Source organism: Amycolatopsis sp. NPDC003676, assembly GCF_053587275.1.
Genome location: NZ_JBSFNS010000016.1, coordinates 74,715 through 91,979, shown reverse-complemented (window position 1 = coordinate 91,979; position 17,265 = coordinate 74,715). Strand labels below are relative to the sequence as shown.

The window sequence follows — 17,265 nt, the reverse complement described above, 5'->3', positions numbered from 1 at the left end:
GGGGCGAAATTCGAATGCGCGGCTCGGCGCGGGGGCGTCAAGCCAAGGGGCCGTGCGCGAGAGGGGGGTGGCGTGTGAGGGGGTACTTCTCTTCGCTGAGATGTGCGTTTTGGCGTGCGGAGATGGCGGGTTCGAGGTCTGCGGTTTCTTCCGCGGAACTCAGAATCCGCGACTGATTCGGGGGCGGCGATGCAGATCGAAGTCCGGCACGCGCGGATCGTCGCAGCTTTGGCCGAAATGGGGAGCATCTCCAGAGCGGCGGCGAGGCTGGATCTTCCCCAGCCCAGCGTCAGCGCGCAGCTACGCAGGATCGAGCGACTCCTCGGCGGCGAACTGTTCGTACGCTCCAGCGTCGGCGTGCTGCCCACGCCACGGGGCGAACGGCTGATCCCGATGCTGGTCGAGTTGGCCGACCGGGCCGAGGCCGTGATGGCCGAAGCATTCTCGCTGTCGGCCACAGTGGTCAAGATCGGGGTCGCGGAGGGAGTACGGGTCAGCCTGACCAAAGCGATTCGCGAAGCGGTGGGAGACCGCAAGATCCAGACCGTCACCATGGAGCCGGACGCTGCGCTGGGGGCGGTTGGCGCCGGGGCCATCACCGCGGCGCTGGTTCCGGCTCTCGAGGTTCCGGGGCCGGCTCTCCACCTCGATCCGGGGCTGGATACGGAGGTCGTCCTGCGGGAACCGATCTGCCTCGCATTGCCCTTCGGCCATCCGTACGCGGCCGAACCCATGCTGAGTTCGGCGCAACTGGCTGGCCTGACCTGGGTCCGGCACACGCCAGGACATCGCTTCCGAGCCGTGGAGGAGCGGCTGTTCAGCGACTTCGACAGCGGCGGGCCGGAGGTTGTGCACGAGGTCGGCGGCCAAGTGGAAGCTCTGAACTGGGTCCGGCAGGGCGAGGCTGCCGCGCTGACCACGCCGACCGGGCCGATCCAAGGTGTCGAGCTGGTCGCTGTGCGAGAGATTCCCAGCAGCAAGGTCGGCCTGTTCTGGCGGAAGGGCGCCATCGACGCGGACGCGGTCGAGTTGCTGCTCGACGCTCTCCGCGCGCACTTTCGCGAGCTTTCCCTGCGAGTTCCGAGCTATCGCGCCTGGTTGCTCGAGAACGTCGACGTCTACCCGGAACTGAGCAGGTTGATGTACTGACCGGCCCCTCGCCGCCACTCCGGCCGGGGACCGGTCAGGAGAGGTCCTGGGCCGCGTTGACCGGGCGCGACCGGGTTGCCGACCACGCGGGCGACAAAGTCGCGATCAGCGCGAGCAATGCCGCGGCTCCGATGATCGTCAGGTAGATCCACGGCGGGCCGGACGGCAGGATGGAATCGCCCGCCACAAGCGTGAAAGGCATGATCGCCACTGCGGCGACCAAGGTGCCGAGCACGATCCCGATCAGCGCGACGAGAAGGCCCTCGACACCCATCATGCGCAGCACCTGGGCCCGGGTCGCGCCGGTGAGCCGCTGCAGGCCGAACTCCCGCCGTCGCCGCGCGGTGGCCATCACCAGGGTGTTGACGACCGAGATCGCGGTGTAGGTCGTGATCATGCCGCTCATCAGGTAGTTGACCCACGCGCCGGTCTTCCGGCTCTCGCTTTGCGCGGCCGCAGTCGTCGCGCGGTCGCTGACCCGGACCGCGGGTTCGGTGCGAACCGCGGCGTCGAGAACTGAGGTCAGCCGCGCCGGGTCGGTTCCCGGCGCTGCCCGCACCAGAATCGAAGTGACCACTCCGCCCGTCGTGTGCTTCGCGAGCAACTCGACGGGAAGGAGGAATTGCTCTGCGCCGGGATTCGGGGAAGAGAGGCCGACGACGCGTACGTCCTCGGTCTCGCCGTCGCCCATCCGGAGCGTGATCGTGTCGCCGATCCCGCGGTGGAGCAGGCCCGCGGAGTCGGAAGGCAGGACCACGGCCGAGCCGGTCAGATCCGCGAGCGTGCCCGCGCTGAGTGCGATCGCGGTGGTCGCGGCGGCTCCCCGGCCCGTCACGCCCAGGGCCGGGAATCCGAAGATGTCCTGTGTTCTCTCGTACGGCGCGACGACGAACACCCTGCTGTGCGCCGTTTCGGCGACGCCGGAGACACCCGGGAGCACCTGCAGCCGAGCCGCCAATCCGGGCGGTACGCCGGAAGGGGAGGAGTTCACCACCGCGTCCGCGCGGAGGCTCGCGGCCGCTGCCTGCCCGGCTACCGCGTCCTGGGTGGTCTGCAGGTAGAGGTTCGCGGTGGTAACGCCTACCGCCAGCATGATCGGGGTGACCGCGGCAGCCACCGGCACGACCCTGGCTCGCGCGTTCAGCACCGCGAACTTGCCCGCGGCCCCGCTGAGCCACCGGATCGGCCATTGCAGAACCGCGGCGGCCGCCCGGGTGGCGGCCGGGCTGATCATGGCGAGCCCGATCGCCCACAGCAGGACTGACGGACCTGCGGTGCTGGCCGCGACCGGTCCGGTCATCACGGCGATCGTCACGATGAACAGCGCGATTCCGCCACCGAAGCACAGCACCGCGAGGATCGCCCGCGCCGGGGTGAACCAGGTGCGCGGGATCTCCGCCTCGCCGAGCGCCTCGATCGGGCGCGTGCGGGCCGCCCGGCGGCCCGCGATCCAGGCCGCGAGCAGCGCGGCGAGCAGAATCGCGCCCGCACCCGCCAGGATCGAGACCCAGCTTTGCCGGTATGCCATGGCTTCCGGCACGACCCCGTGTTCGCTGAGTCTGCCGAAGAGCCAGGAGCCGAACAGCATTCCGGGGACGATCGCGAGAACAGCGGCGAGAACCGCGATGATCGTGGTCTCGCCCACCACCATCCGGCGTGTCTGGCCGGGGGTGGCCCCGATCGCCCGCAGCAACGCCAGTTCCCGCCCGCGTTGCTGGATCGACAGCATCAGGGTGCTCGCGACGACGAAGACAGCCACTGCGGTGGCCATGCCGCCGGAGACCGCGGAAAGAGTGATCACATCACTGCTTCGGCCTTCCGCTTCGGGGAACTCGGCAAGTCCGCGGTCGTCCCCGGTGAGCGCTGTCATGAAGGGGACGTTGAGCGCCGCGGTGATCTTCGCGGCCGTCTCGCCGGCCGGCACACCGGGTGCGGTCCGGACCGCGATGTCGTCGACTTTCCCAGCGTGTCCGGACAACTGGCCGGCCTCGGAGTCCAGGAAGAACAGTGCCGCTTCGCGCAACGGGCTTCCCGCGTCGGGTGCGGCGATCCCGGCCACCTGGAACTGATGCACGGCCCCGCGGATGCCGAGGTCGAGGCGATCGCCGACGTGCAGGCCCGCCCGGCCGGCGAGAGTCCGGTCGAGCACGACTCCGTCGGATCCCGGTGCGGAGCCTTCGGCCAGCGAGTAGGGGCCGAGTGCCGCGGAAGCCCAGCCGTGACCTGTGGCGGCCTCGCCGGTGGGCAGCATCGTCGCGGCGAACGAGAGGTCGCCGACTGCTCCGGTAACGCCGGGCACCTGCAGGACGCGGTGCACGAGGCCGGCGTCCAGCCGGACTCGTTCGGGAAGGGTGGCTTTCACCGTCTGCAGTGCTTCGTCCGGATCGCGTTGCGCCGCCGGATCCTCTTGCGGCAGCGGGAAGGTTTGGCTGCCGGCGAGCACCACTGATGCCTGAGCGAGGCGCCGCGGCGGAACGGCGGTCTGGATGCCGGACTCCATCAAACCAGCGCACGCCACGACGATCGTGGTGCCGAACAGCAACGCGACGAACGTGGCGACGAAACCGCCGATGCGTTTGCGCAGACCGCGCAGGACCAATACGAGCATGTCAAGCTCTCCCCGCCGGACGGCGCCGGTTCTGCTCGGCCATCTCGCCGAGATGGCTCATCCGCTCGGCGACCGCGTCGGCGGTGGGGGACAGAAGCCTGCCCACGAGCCTGCCGTCGCCGAGGAACAGCACGGCATCCGCGTACGAAGCCGCGACCGGATCGTGCGTGACCATGACGATCGTGTGGCCGGCCGAGCGCACCGAGTCCCGAAGCAAGCGGAGGACGTCCGTGGAGGTCTTGATGTCCAGCGCGCCGGTCGGCTCGTCGGCGAAGATCACCGCGGGCCGGGTCACCAGCGCGCGGGCTATCGCGACGCGCTGCTGCTGGCCGCCGGAGAGCTGGTCGGGCAGATGGTCGCGCCGGTCGTCGAGCCCGACGGCGGCGATCACCTCGCGCACCTTGGCCTTGTTCGGTTTCCGGCGGGCGAGCAGCATCGGAGCCGTCACGTTCTGAGAGACCGTCAACGCCGGCAGCAAGTTGAACGCTTGGAAGACGAACCCGATCCGGTCCCGGCGCAACGTGGTCAGCTCGGTTTCGTTCAGTTTCTCCAGGCTTTCGCCTTCCAGCCGCACGGAGCCGGAGTCTGGCTTGTCCAGCCCGGCCGCACAGTGCAGCAGCGTGCTTTTGCCCGAACCGGACGGACCCATCACCGCGGTGAAAGTTCCGTGCGGGAAGGACGCGGTCACGCCGTCGAGCGCCGTCACCGCGGAATCGCCTTTTCCGTATACCTTGCGTACGTTTTCCAGGAGAACCGCGGGTGCTGGCTTCCCGTTTTCGTACTGATCCATTCAGTCAACTCCCCGGACGATGTCACCTCGTCTTCGAGTGCTGTCCGAGAGCGAGGCGTGTTCTCCGCGAATTGTGCCCGACCCGGTTTGGGTCCGTCCACGAAGGTGCCGGATCAGCGGTTCCGAAAACAATTTCTGTTCGGTTGAGACGCGGTTGAGCAGGACATTATTCCAGTTTTCGCTGACCGATCGCTGATCCGCACTCCGCGGTGGGCGGCGGGCGGCCGGGAGGCGTCGGGAACGTCAGTGCATGGTCAGTGCTTCGTCAGCCGGCGCGACGACGATCGGCCGGGCGACGATGTCTTCCCAGGAGTGATGCATGACTACCAGCGTGCCGTTGACTGAAGGCCAAAAAGACATCTGGTTCGACGAAAAGCTCACCGGCGGTGGTCCGGCGTACAACACGGCGGCCTACTGGGACATCCGGGGACCGCTCGACCACGATGTTTTCCGTGCCGCGGTACGACGGCTGGTCGACGAGGCCGAATGCACGAGAACCCGGTATGTCGAATCGGACGGCGAGCCGAGGCAGATTGTGGAGGCGTTGCCGGAAATCCCGATGACAGAACACGATCTCACCGGCGCGGCCGACCCGGACGCGGCGGCACGCGAGTGGATCGCCCGGGACCTGCGCGAGCCGTTCGACATCGCCGAGTTCCCATTGTTCCGGCTCGCGTTGCTGCGGACCGGTCCCGGCCGGGCGCTGTTCTACATGTGCAACCACCACTTGATGTCGGACGGCTACAGCTATGTCGTGTATTGGCAGCGCCTGGCAGCGATCTACGAGGCGATGACCGACGGCACCTCGCTTGACGACGGCGCCTTCCCGCCGCTGACCGCTTTGCTGGAGGCTGAAGCCGCCTACCGAGGTTCGCCCGCAGCGGACCGCGACCGCCTCTTCTGGGCCGGACGCTTCGCCGAGCCGCCGGAGCCAGTCAGCCTCGCGACCACGGACGCGGCTCCAGGGCCGGACTTCTGGAGAAAGGACGGCGTGCTGCCCGTCCCGGTCGCGCAGCAGCTCCGGGACCTTGCCTGGCAGCAGCGGGTGAACTGGCAGGCCGTGGTCGCCGCGGCGCTGGCTGCCTACACTTCCCGGCTTGCCGGAGTGCCCGATGTGGTGCTTTCCCTCCCGGTGCACGCCCGAGTCGACCCGCGCAGCCGTGCGGTGCCCGGCATGGTGAACAACTACCTGCCGTTGCCGGTGTCCGTCCGGCCGGGGATGACAAGAGACGAACTCGTGACGGCGGTGTCCCGGGACTTCGCCAAGACGCTCAAGCACCAGCGGCGCCGAGTGAGCAGGATCCGCCGCGAGATGGGCCTGGCCAGTGATGACCGCAGGCCGTTCGGGCCGTTCCTGAACATCATTCCGCAGGTCTCGGAACTCCGCATCGGCGAATGCCGGGTTCTGCCGCACAGCCCGGCTACCGGATTGGTCGACGACCTCGAGGTGACGGTCGCGGACACCGGTGCTGCCGGGCTGCAGGTCAACGTCAGCGGGAACGCGGCCCGTTATTCGGAAGACGAGGTCGGCCTCCACCTCGCACGGTTCACCGCTTTTCTCGAGCGGTTCGGCTCGCAGGGGGGCGGTGATCTGCTGGCCGGATTGGACGTGTTGCTGCCGGGAGAGGCAGAGACCTTGCGAGCGGCGGGCACGGCCACGACGGCCGAGGACTACATCGGAGTCGTGGAACGCATTCGGGCAGCGGCCGCGCGAACTCCAAGCGCGGTAGCGGTTTCCGGCAGTGACGGCGAGCTGACCTACGTCCAACTGGTCGGCCGGGCAAGCGCTCTCGCCAGACGACTGCCGAGCGACGGGATCACAGCTGTTCTCGCCGAGCGCGGTGCCGGGTTCGTCGTGGGCGTGGTGGGCGCGCTGACCGCGGGCAGCGCGTTCCTGCCGCTCGACACCGGCCTTCCCACGCCCCGCCTGGCCGCGCTGGTTTCCGGCGGTGCCGTCCGGTGCATTGTCGCGGACGCCGCGCATCACGAGCTGGCCGAGGAGATCGCTGCCCAGACACAGATTGTGGTTCTCGACGACGGCGTCGACGGGGAGGGCGGCCTTGTCCCGCCGCGCGGGCATGCGGACGACTTGGCGTACGTGATTCATACCTCCGGGTCGACCGGCAAGCCCAAGGGCGTCATGGTGCACCGCCGTGGCATGGTCAACCATCTGCTGGCCAAGGCCGAAGACCTCGCGTTGTCGCCGACGGACGTCGTGGCCTGCAACGCGCCGGTCACCTTCGACGTCTCGGTCTGGCAGATGCTGGCGCCGCTGATCGTCGGAGCACAAGCGCGGGTGACTACCCGGGAGACCGCAGCGGATCCGGAGTTGTTGTTCGGAGACAAAGACCTCACGATCCTGGAGGTCGTCCCGTCCCTGTTGCGGGCGGCCGTGGAATCCTGGCCGGAAGGCCGCGCTCCTCGGCTGCCCGGGTTGCGCTGGCTGCTCGTGACGGGCGAGGCGCTTCCCGGCCAGCTGTGCCGGGACTGGGCCGCTCGGTACCCGGGCATTCCGTTGATGAATGCTTACGGGCCAACGGAGTGTTCGGACGACGTGACTCACGCGGTGATCCGGGCCGGTGAGTCCGAGGGAGTCCGCGCGCCGATCGGCCGCCCGGTGCGAGGCACCAGCCTCCGCGTGCTCGGAGACGATCTTCGCCCGGTTCCGCCGGGAGTGGCCGGCGAGCTCTACGTAGGCGGTACCGGTGTCGGGCGGGGGTACCTCGACGATCCCGCGGGCACCGCGCTGGCCTTCATCCCGGATCCGGCCGGCCGCGCCGGAGAGCGGATGTACCGCACCGGCGACCGGGTCCGGATGCGGCGCGACGGTCAGCTCGAGTTCCTGCAGCGCCGGGACCATCAGGTGAAAATCCGAGGCCATCGGATCGAACTTGACGAGGTCGAAGCCGGGTTGCGGGCCTTGCCCGCGGTCGCCGACGCGGTTGCGGCGGTGGACGAGTCCGGGGGGCGCAAGCGGCTCGTCGGGTATGTCGTGGCCGCCGGTCCGGCGGATCCGGACCGGATCCGTGCCGATCTGGCCGAAACGCTGCCCGAGTACCTGATCCCCGCGGTCTGCGTCGTGCTGGACGAAATGCCGCTGACGCCGGCGGGCAAGATCGACCGCAAAGCGCTGCCCCGGCCCGCGGCCTTCCCGGAGAAGAAGGCGGCTGCGCGGACCCGGACCGAGCGCATTCTGACGGGCGTGCTCGCCGAGGTGCTGGGAGTGCACGCGGTCGGCGTGGACGACAGCTTTTTCGCGCTGGGCGGCGACAGCATCAACGCCATTCAGGTCGTAGCGCGGGCCAGGGCCGCGGGACTCGCACTCACTCCGCGCGATGTGTTCCGGCACAAGTCGGTTGCCGCGCTCGCCGAGGTCGCCGCCGAAATCGTCGAGACCGCGGTGCGGCCAGCGGATTCCGACGGCGTAGGCGAGCTAGAACCGACTCCGGCGGGGTACGGATTCCGCGAGGACGTTGCCGCACGGGTTGACCACGCTGCCGCGTTCAGCCAGTACGTCGTGCTCGATGTCCCGCCGGGACTGTCCGTCGCCGGTCTCGTCGAGGCGATGCAAGCCGTTCTCGACTGCCACGACGCACTCCGGACGCGGCTGCAAGTGCCCGCGGAAGGGGTTTGGGCGCTGGAGATACAACCGCCGGGTTCGGTCCACGCGGCTGACGTCGTGATCGGTCTGTCCGCGATGGGCGCGGATGAGGTGCTCGCGGATGCCACGGCGCGCCTCTCTCCACAGGCGGGGGTGATGGTGCAGGCCGTCTTGCTCGACGGGCACACCCTGGTGCTTGTCGCGCACCATCTCGCTGTCGACGGAGTGTCTTGGCGGATCCTCTTGCCTGACTTGATGGCGGCTTGGCAGCACGGCACGGAACCTCGCCCGGTGGGAACATCGCTGCGCCGGTGGTCGCGGATGCTCACCGACGAAGCCCGGACGGCGAAGCGGGTTTCCGAACTCCCCGTCTGGTTGAACCAGGTGCGCGGTGCGGAGCCGCTCCTCGGTACCCGCGCGCTGGATCCGGCTATCGACCGGCACGGTACCGCCCAGCGGCTCGGCATGGAACTGCCCGCGTCGCTGACTGCCGCGTTGTTGACCGAGGTGCCGGCGGCGTTCCATGCCGAGATCGACGAGATTCTGCTGGCTGCGCTGACTTGCGCAGTCGTCGACTGGCGCCGGAGGAGGGGGTCGGCTGTCCGGGAAGTGGTGCTCGAACTCGAGGGACACGGCCGGGAGCAGATCTCCGACGACGTCGATATCTCGCGCACGATCGGCTGGTTCACCAGCGTCTATCCCGTTCGGCTGGAGCTCGGCGCGGACGAGCTGTGGTCCGGTCCGGCGCTTGCCGGGCTGGTCAAGAGCATCAAGGAGCAGCTGCGTGCCGTTCCGCGCGGCGGTCTCGGATTCGGATTGCTGCGCCATCTCAACCGGCAGACCAGTGCGGCGCTGGCCGAGCACTCCGTGCCGCAGATCGGGTTCAACTATCTCGGCCGGTTCGACGGGAGCATGATCCGGGCCAGCGGGGTCTCGGCCAGCCCGGACATGCCGATGCGGCACGTTCTCGAGCTGGACGCGGTCGTGATGGGACGGCCGGAGGGACCGGTGCTCGCGGCCGAATGGCGATGGGCGGGCGAACTGCTGACCGCCGAAGAGGGCGAAGACCTTGCCCGGACGTGGCAGCGGGTGCTCGTTCTGCTGGCCGCGAGTGCCGGCGAGGATGCCGGCGGCGGGCACACCCCGTCCGATTTCGCGATGGTCGACCTCAGCCAGGAGGAGATCGAGGCGTTCGAGACGACGGGCGCGGTGGCCGATGTGCTGCCGCTGTCGCCGTTGCAGCAAGGACTTCTGTTCCAGGCCGAGTTCGATCGCAACGGTCTTGACGTCTACACCTTGCAGGTCGCCATGGACGGCGACGGACCGCTGGACCAGGACCGGCTGGCGGCGGCCGCGGCCGCACTGCTGGAGCGGCATCCGAGCTTGCGGGCATCGTTTCGCTACCGGTCGTCGGGCGATTCGGTCCAGGTGATCGCCGCGTCGGCGACCGCACGGGTCGACGAGGTCCGGCTGGCGGGTCCGGTCGAGCTGGCCGAGTTCACCGATGCCGAATGGCTGCGCCGGTTCGACGTCTCGCAGCCTCCGCTGATCCGGTTCACCGTCGCGAGGCTCAGCGCCGACCGGTTCCGGCTGATCGTTACCGCACACCACATCCTGGTCGACGGATGGTCGATGTCCGCGATCCTCGGCCGCGAGCTGCTGACTTTGCTCGCTGCGGACGGTGCGGCAGGCGCGTTGCCCGCGCCCGTCCCGTCCACGAGCTACCACCTGTGGCTGGCGGCGCAGGACAAGCACAGTGCCCGCGCGGCCTGGGCAACGGAGCTGGAGGGCGTCGCGGGGCCGACCAAACTCGGTCCGGACGAGCGCGGGCAGGTGTCCGTCTTGCCGGAGCTGCTCGACGTCGAACTTCCCTCCGCGTTGTCCTCCCGGCTCGGCGACTTCGCCCGCACTCGCGGCCTCACCCTGAACACAGTCGTCCAAGGCTGCTGGGCGGTGCTGCTCGGCAGGCTGACCGGACGCGACGACGTCGTGTTCGGCACAGTCCACTCGGGACGGCCGCCGCAACTGCCCGGGGTCGAGGACATGGTCGGGGTGTTCATGCACACTCTGCCGGTGCGCGTCCGGCTCGATCCGTACCGGACTGTCGTCGAGACGATGGCGGAGCTGCAGGAACGGCAGTCGGCCCTCGCCGAGCACCAGCACCTCGGACTCGCCGAGATCCAGCGGGAGGCCGGGGCGGGGGAGCTGTTCGACACCGTGGTGAGCTATCACAACTACCCGGTCGACAGCGTGGGCAGGCTGGACGGCGTGCTGCCAGGAGTGACCGTGCTCGGCTGGCAGGCCAGAGTCATCTCCGAGTACCCGCTAGCGCTGAGCGTGCACCCCGGCGAATCGGTGCGCCTGCAGGGGCAGTACCGGCCCGATGTGTTCTCCCGTGCCCGTATTTCCGGCCTGGTCGACAGGTTCGTGGCTTTGCTGGGCAAGGTCGTAGATGAGCCGGAGGTGCGGCTGGGCAGGCTCGACGTGCTCACTCCTGCCGAACGGGGGCGGGCGCTCGGCGAATGGGCCGGCACCGGGCGCCGGGCGCCCGCGCAGGTGGTGCCCGAGGTCTTCGAAAGCCGAGTGCGCAAGGCCTCGGACGCGTCCGCGATCGTCCACGGCGCGGTCGAGCTGACCTACCACGAGCTGAACGAGCGGGCGAACCGGTTGGCCCGTCTGCTGATCCGGCACGGCGTCGGCCCCGAGCGGACCGTCGCACTGGCGCTGCCGCGCACGGTCGAGTCCGCCGTGGCCACGCTGGCGGTGCTCAAGGCAGGCGGAGCCTTCCTGCCGATCGATCCGGCATACCCGGCCAACCGCATCTCTTATCTGATCGAGGACGCCGCTCCCGCCGTCGTGGTCACGGACGCGGGGACGCACGAACGTCTTCCGCTGCTCTCGCTGCCGGTGATTTTGCTGGACGAGTCCGATGCCGAGCTCGCCGAACTGGCTGGCGACAACATAGGCGACGACGAGCGCACCAGTCCGTTGTCGCCGGCTAACAGCGCCTACGTCATCTACACGTCGGGCTCGACCGGGCGGCCGAAGGGAGTCGTAGTCGACCACTCCGGATTCGTCGCGATGATCGACGGACTGGCCGAGTGCGTGGCCGCCGGGCCCGCCGACCGCGTGCTCCAATTCGCTTCCTACAGCTTCGATTTCGCGGTGTGGGAACTGTTCGTGGCGTTGCTCGAAGGCGGCCTCGCGGTCGTGGTGGGCGACGAGAACCGGGCCCCGGGCAAGGAACTGGTCGATCTCGTCAACACCGCGGGCATCACGCTCGCGGGCCTGCCGCCCGCGGTGGTGGCCGCGCTGCCCGAGGACGCTGTCCTGCCCACGGGACTGACCCTCGTCGTCGCCGGCGAGGCCTGCCCTCCGGCGGTCGCCGCGCGCTGGGCGCCTCGGCTGAAGATGATCAACGGCTACGGGCCCACCGAATCTGTCGTCGGCGCGACGATGAGCGACCCGCTGTCCGGGAAAGGCCGTCCCCAGATCGGCCGTCCCACGTCGGCGCATCGGGTTTACGTGCTGGACGGCAATCTGCAACCCGTGCTGCCGGGCGTTGTCGGGGAATTGTATGTCAGCGGCTGCCTGGCCCGCGGCTACCACGGTCGTCCAAGCCTGACCGCGGGGCGGTTCGTGGCGGATCCGTTCTCGGGACAGGGCGAGCGGATGTACCGCACGGGCGATCTGGTGTCCTGGCTGGCCGACGGCAGCCTCGACTACGTCGGGCGGGCCGACGACCAGGTGCAGCTGCGCGGGTTGCGGATCGAGCTGCCCGAGATCGAGTCGGTGCTGGTCGGCCACGACGGAGTGGTCCAGGCCGCGGCCATGGTCCGCGAGGACATTCCCGGAGACCCTCGGCTGGTCGCCTACATCGTTCCCGCGGACGGCTCCGCCGCGGTGCCGTCAGGCCTGCGGGACCACATCGCGGAGTCGCTGCCGGAATCGATGGTGCCGTCCGCGTACGTTCCGCTGGGGGAACTTCCTATTACCACGCAAGGAAAACTCGACCGCGCGGCGCTTCCCGCGCCGCAGATCGCTTCTCCGCGGTCCCGGGCGCCGCGCAACCCGATCGAAGAGATTCTCTGCGGGGTCTTCGCCGAGGTGCTCGGACTCCCGGAAATCGGCATCGACGACGACTTCTTCGATTTCGGCGGGCATTCGATGCTGGCGACGCGCGCGGTCGCGAAGGCACGCGCGCTTCTCGGCGTCGAACTGCCTATCCGGGCGCTCTTCGAATCCCGGACGGTTGCCTTGCTGGCCGACCACGTGATGATCGCAGGCGACGCGCGGCCAGCTCTCGCGCCTGTCGCGCCCCCTGCGGACGGCGGCGACCGCACCGAGCCGCTGTCGTTCGCACAGCGCAGATTGTGGTTCCTGCACCGGCTCGAAGGGCAGAGCGGAACCTACAACGTGCCGCTGGCGCTGCGCATGTCCGGAAAGCTGGACAGCGACGCGCTTCAAGCCGCGTTGCGCGATCTGGTCGAACGGCACGACGTCCTGCGTGCGGTGTTCCCCGGCACCGACGGGCAGCCCTATCAGCGAATCCTGTCCGCACCGGCGGGGTATCCGCTGTTGCGTGCCGTGCGGCTGCGGGACCAGGACCTCGCCAGAGCGCTCGCGCTCGAGGCCGGAACGGGTTTCGACCTCGCCGCCGCGCCTGCCATGCGAGCGACGTTGTTCGTGCTCGGACCGCAGGAACACCTGCTGCTGCTGGTATTCCACCACATCGTGTTCGACGGATGGTCCATCGAACCGCTGACGCGGGACCTGCTCGCCGCGTACCGGGCCCGTCGCGCCGGACAGGATCCACAGTGGACCCCGCTGGCCGCCCGTTACGGCGACTACACGGCGTGGCAGCGGGAACTGCTCGGCACGGAGGACAACCCGAGCGAGATCTACCGCGGCCAGTTGCAGTACTGGCGGGAAAATCTGGCGGGAATCCCCGAGGAACTCCCGGTACCCGCCGACTTCCCGCGCCCCGCGCTCAACAGCCATCGGGGAGGCCAGGTGACGTTCGCCGTCGAGGCCGATCTGTACCGCGGTCTGACCGCATTGGCGCGTTCGTCCGGCGCGAGCTTGTTCATGGTCCTGCAAGCAGCGTTGGCCGGCTTGCTCACTAAGCTCGGGTGCGGGACGGACATTCCGTTGGGCAGCCCGATCGGCGGCCGGACCGACGTGGCGTTGAACGACCTGGTCGGCTTCTTCGTCAACACGTTCGTGCTGCGTGCCGACACGAGCGGCGACCCGACGTTCGCGGAGTTGATCGGGCGGGTGCGAGAAGCGGATCTGGCCGCTTACGCCAATCAGGACCTGCCGTTCGACGATGTCGTCGAGGCGCTGAACCCGGCACGATCGCTGGCGAAACAGCCGTTGTTCCAGGTCATGATCGCGCTGGAGAAAGGGTACGGACCGCCCGCCGGATTGCCCGGGCTCACCGTGCGAGGCGAGTTCGTGCCTTCGACCACGACCCAGTTCGACCTCAACTTCCAGTTCCTCGAACTCGAGGGTCCCGACGGCGAGGACGAGCTCTCTTGCTTGATCGACTACAGCCGGGATCTGTTCACCGGTTCGACCGTGACCGGTTTCGGCGAGCGGCTGGTCCGGCTGCTGCGCGCGGCGGTCGCCGATCCGGGGGTCCGCCTGCGGGAGGTGGACCTGCTGTCCGCCTCCGAACGCCACACCATGCTGGTGCGGTGGAACGATACCGCGCACCGGACCCCGGCCAGCACCCTGCCCGTGCTGTTCGAGGAGCAAGCGGCGCGCACTCCGGACGTGCCCGCTGTGGTGGCGGGCGCCGACCGGCTGACTTACTCGGAGCTGAACCGCGCGGCCAACCGGCTCGCGTGGCGGCTCGCCCGCTCCGGGGCCGGCCCGGAACGAATCGTCGCCATCGCCCTTCCCCGATCGACGGAACTGGTGGTGGCGGCACTCGCCGTGCTCAAGACCGGTGCGGCCTACCTGCCGCTCGACCCTGAGAACCCGGCCGAGCGCACAGCCGGAATGCTCGGCGAAACGGATCCGGTCTGCTTGATCGCCGACCGCTCGCCGGTACCGGACGCCGGCGTCCCGACCGTGCTGCTGGACGAACCGGGACCCGAGTATCCCGAACACAACCTGGCGGTACCGATCCGGCCGGACCACGCCGCTTACGTGATCTACACCTCCGGATCCACCGGGCGTCCAAAAGGGACAGTCGTCGAGCATCGGGCGGTCGTGAACTACCTTTCCTGGGCTGTCGCCGCCTATCCGGCGTTGCGGTCCGGTGCGCTCGTGCCTTCCCGGCTGTCGTTCGATCTGACGGTCACCGGTCTGTACGGGCCGCTGACGTGCGGCGGGACGGTGCACCTGGCCGAACTAGCCGAAGGCGCGGTAGCCGCGAACCAGCGGCCTGCCTTCCTCAAGGGGACACCGAGCCACCTCGCCTTGCTGCAGGTGCTGCCGGACCAGTATTCGCCGCACGCGGAGCTGGTACTGGGCGGCGAGCCGCTGCCCGGCGACGAACTCGACCGCTGGCGGAGCGCGCATCCGGGGGTCCGGGTCTGCAACGAATACGGCCCGACCGAGACGACGGTGGGCTGCACCTGGCTTCCGATCGAGGCGGACGACGTCGTGCGACCGGAGATCCTTTCGATCGGCAGGCCGATCTGGAATACCCAGGCCTACGTGCTGGACGCGGCGCTCAACCCGGTGCCGTGCGGCGTGACCGGCGAGCTTTACGTCGCGGGGGAGAACCTGAGCCGCGGCTATCTCAGCAGGCAAGCGCTCACCGCGCGGCGGTTCGTGGCGAATCCGTTCGGCGAGCCCGGATCCCGGATGTACCGCACCGGCGATCTTGTCCGGTGGACGGCGGACGGGCGAATGAGCTTCGCGGGCCGGACGGACGGCCAGGTGAAAATCCGGGGGTTCCGGGTCGAGCTCGGCGAGGTCGAATCGGTGCTGGCCCGGCACGGTTCGGTCCGGCACATCGCGGTTGCCGAGCACGGGGACAAGCTCGAGGACCGGGGGCTTGTCGCCTATGTCGTTCCGGCTGATCCGTCCGCCTGGGATCCCAGCGATCTCGCCGCGTTCGCGGCACGCGAGCTGCCCGCCTACATGGTGCCCTCGGACGTGGTGGCTCTCGACGAATTGCCGTTGACCGCCAACGGAAAGCTCGATCGCGCTGCCCTGCCCTCGCCAGAGCGCGCAGACCGGCCGGAAGCAGGATCCCCCGCTGAAGGACTGACGACCGCGGAGGCTGCCCTGTGCCGCATCATGGCCGGCGCGCTGAAGCGCCCGTCCCTTGGCGTCGAGGCGAATTTCTTCGACGAGGGCGGCGACAGCGTCCGGGTGATCCGGGTGGTCAACGAGGCCCGTGCGGAAGGGCTGCCGATCACGCTGGCCGACGTCTTCGTCAATCAGACACCGAGATCGCTCGCCGCGTCGATCGCGCCGCGGCCGGAGCCTGCCCGCGCCAACGAGGCGGAAGCAGGTTCGAGCGCGCGGGTGATGGCGGACGCGTTCGCCGAGGTCGAGCGGGCCGCGGACACAGATCCGTTCGCGACCGTGCTCCGCATGCGACCAGGAGGGGAACGGAATCCGCTGTTCTGCGTGCACAGCGGAGTCGGGTTCGCGCTGCCCTACCTCGGCCTCGCCAAGCACCTTGGGCCGGAATACCCGCTGTACGGCCTGCAAGACCCGAGCGTCACGGAACTCGCACCCGCGCCGCGATCGGTCGGGGAGATGGCTGACGACTATGTGCGGCGAATCAAGCAAGTCCAGCCGTCCGGGCCCTACCATCTGCTCGGTTGGTCCTTCGGCGGGATCGTCGCCTACGAGATCGCCGCGCGGCTGCAGGCAGGCGGCGACGAAGTGGGAGTGCTCGCCAATCTGGACTCCTACCCGCGGGCCGGGGAAGAACAGCGCGACGACGAGCAGGTCATGTTCGGCTGGCTGCTCGAGCTGATCGGCCACAGCCGGTCCGAATTCGCCGGCCGCGAGGTCACCGCGGCCGACCTCCACGCGGTGCTGGTCTCAGACGGGAGTCCGCTCGCCGCGCTCGGGATCGAGCGGCTTTCGGCGATGGTGCGCGGCATGCGCAGCCACGAAGCGCTGCTGCACGGCTACGTGCCCAGCCGGTATCGCGGCAGGATGCTCCTGTTCACCGCTGCGGGCGGACTCGCAGACGGCGCGGTGAAAGCGAAAACCAGCCGGTGGAGGCCTTACGTGGACGGCGAGGTCGCCGCCTACCGGATCAGCGCGGCACACGACGACATGATGAGCGCCGAGCCGCTGGCGCAGGTGGCCGTGGTGGTCACCGGGGAACTCGACCGTCAGGCGGACCGGTGATGAACGTCGAGGTGCTGGCACTGGCCGAGAGGCGGTTGCGGCAGCTGCGCCGTTCGCCCGGAAGAGTGCTCGGGGTCGCGCTGAGCCCGCTGATCTCAATGGTCGTGCTCGGGTATCTGTTCCGGTCGGCGATCTCGCTGCCAGGAGGAGTCAGCTACCAGGAGTACCTGTTCGCCGGGGCCGCCGTCCAAGTGGGGCTGGCGACGGTCGGGCCGACCGCGATCGCGGTCGCGACCGACCTGAGCTCCGGCCTGGTCGACAGGTTCCGGACTCTGCCGATCCGCAGGAGCGCGGTGCTCGCCGGGCACACTCTGGCCGATTTGCTGGTGGGAGTGGGATCGCTGGGGCTCGCCCTGGCGGTCGGCTTGCTCATGGGATGGCAGTCGCACACCGGTGCGCTGTCGACGCTCGCCGGGTTCGCGGTGGTGATCGTCTTTCTCTATGCGATGGTCTGGGCGGGCGCGTGGTTCGGATTGGTCATGCGCAGTCTCGAGTCGATCAGCTCGGTGACCCAGTTGATTGTCGTCGTCCTGCCGTTCTTCTCCACAGCTTTCCTGCCCGTCGGGAACTTCCCAGCGTTCGTCCGGCCGATCGCCGAGTGGAATCCGGTCAGTGCGGTGATGTCCGTGGTGCGCCGGTTGTGGGGAAACGGCGCCGCCGCGGCGGGCGACCCGGCCGACGGGCAGGTGTGGACGGTTTTCGTCGTGACTGTCACGGTGCTCCTGGCCGGCAGCGTGCTGGCCAGTTTGCGCCGGTTCGCCACCGCCGAGTGAATTCCCGATATCT

5 protein-coding genes are annotated in these 17,265 nt (G+C 69.1%); 3 read left to right on the top strand and 2 right to left on the bottom strand.

Annotated features, from left to right (window positions below; translation table 11 throughout):
• The first annotated feature begins 189 nt into the window (after window positions 1-189).
• Window positions 190-1,149, top strand: coding sequence for a LysR family transcriptional regulator (locus ACWDNU_RS13440; protein ID WP_449669008.1), 960 nt, complete (start codon window positions 190-192; stop codon window positions 1,147-1,149).
• 34 nt (window positions 1,150-1,183) lie between these two features.
• Here the strand turns inward: ACWDNU_RS13440 and ACWDNU_RS13435 are convergent, their stop codons facing one another.
• Together ACWDNU_RS13435 and ACWDNU_RS13430 are read right to left on the bottom strand one after the other, a co-directional pair.
• Entirely contained in the window at window positions 1,184-3,757 is a 2,574-nt protein-coding gene (locus ACWDNU_RS13435; protein WP_449669007.1) for an ABC transporter permease, read from the bottom strand.
• A gap of 1 nt (window position 3,758) precedes the next feature.
• Window positions 3,759-4,547, bottom strand: a complete 789-nt coding sequence (locus ACWDNU_RS13430) for an ABC transporter ATP-binding protein (protein WP_449669006.1) — start codon at window positions 4,545-4,547, stop codon at window positions 3,759-3,761.
• Window positions 4,548-4,866: 319 nt separating this feature from the next.
• Here ACWDNU_RS13430 and ACWDNU_RS13425 point away from each other — a divergent pair, with 319 nt between their 5' ends.
• A complete protein-coding gene (locus ACWDNU_RS13425; protein WP_449669005.1) occupies window positions 4,867-16,479 on the top strand; it encodes an amino acid adenylation domain-containing protein in 11,613 nt (3,870 codons plus the stop codon).
• Window positions 16,479-17,252 (top strand): ABC transporter permease, encoded by a 774-nt coding sequence (locus ACWDNU_RS13420; protein ID WP_370934470.1) that lies wholly within the window; start codon window positions 16,479-16,481, stop codon window positions 17,250-17,252. The genes ACWDNU_RS13425 and ACWDNU_RS13420 overlap by 1 nt, the downstream gene beginning before the upstream one ends.
• Window positions 17,253-17,265: the final 13 nt, after the last annotated feature.

What these genes read in the sequence shown, in the direction of transcription:
- ACWDNU_RS13430 (WP_449669006.1), bottom strand. Translation starts at nt 4,547, where the DNA reads ATGGATCAGTACGAAAACGGGAAGCCAGCACCCGCGGTTCTCCTGGAA.
- ACWDNU_RS13435 (WP_449669007.1), bottom strand. Translation starts at nt 3,757, where the DNA reads ATGCTCGTATTGGTCCTGCGCGGTCTGCGCAAACGCATCGGCGGTTTC.
- ACWDNU_RS13425 (WP_449669005.1), top strand. Translation starts at nt 4,867, where the DNA reads ATGACTACCAGCGTGCCGTTGACTGAAGGCCAAAAAGACATCTGGTTC.
- ACWDNU_RS13440 (WP_449669008.1), top strand. Translation starts at nt 190, where the DNA reads ATGCAGATCGAAGTCCGGCACGCGCGGATCGTCGCAGCTTTGGCCGAA.
- ACWDNU_RS13420 (WP_370934470.1), top strand. Translation starts at nt 16,479, where the DNA reads ATGAACGTCGAGGTGCTGGCACTGGCCGAGAGGCGGTTGCGGCAGCTG.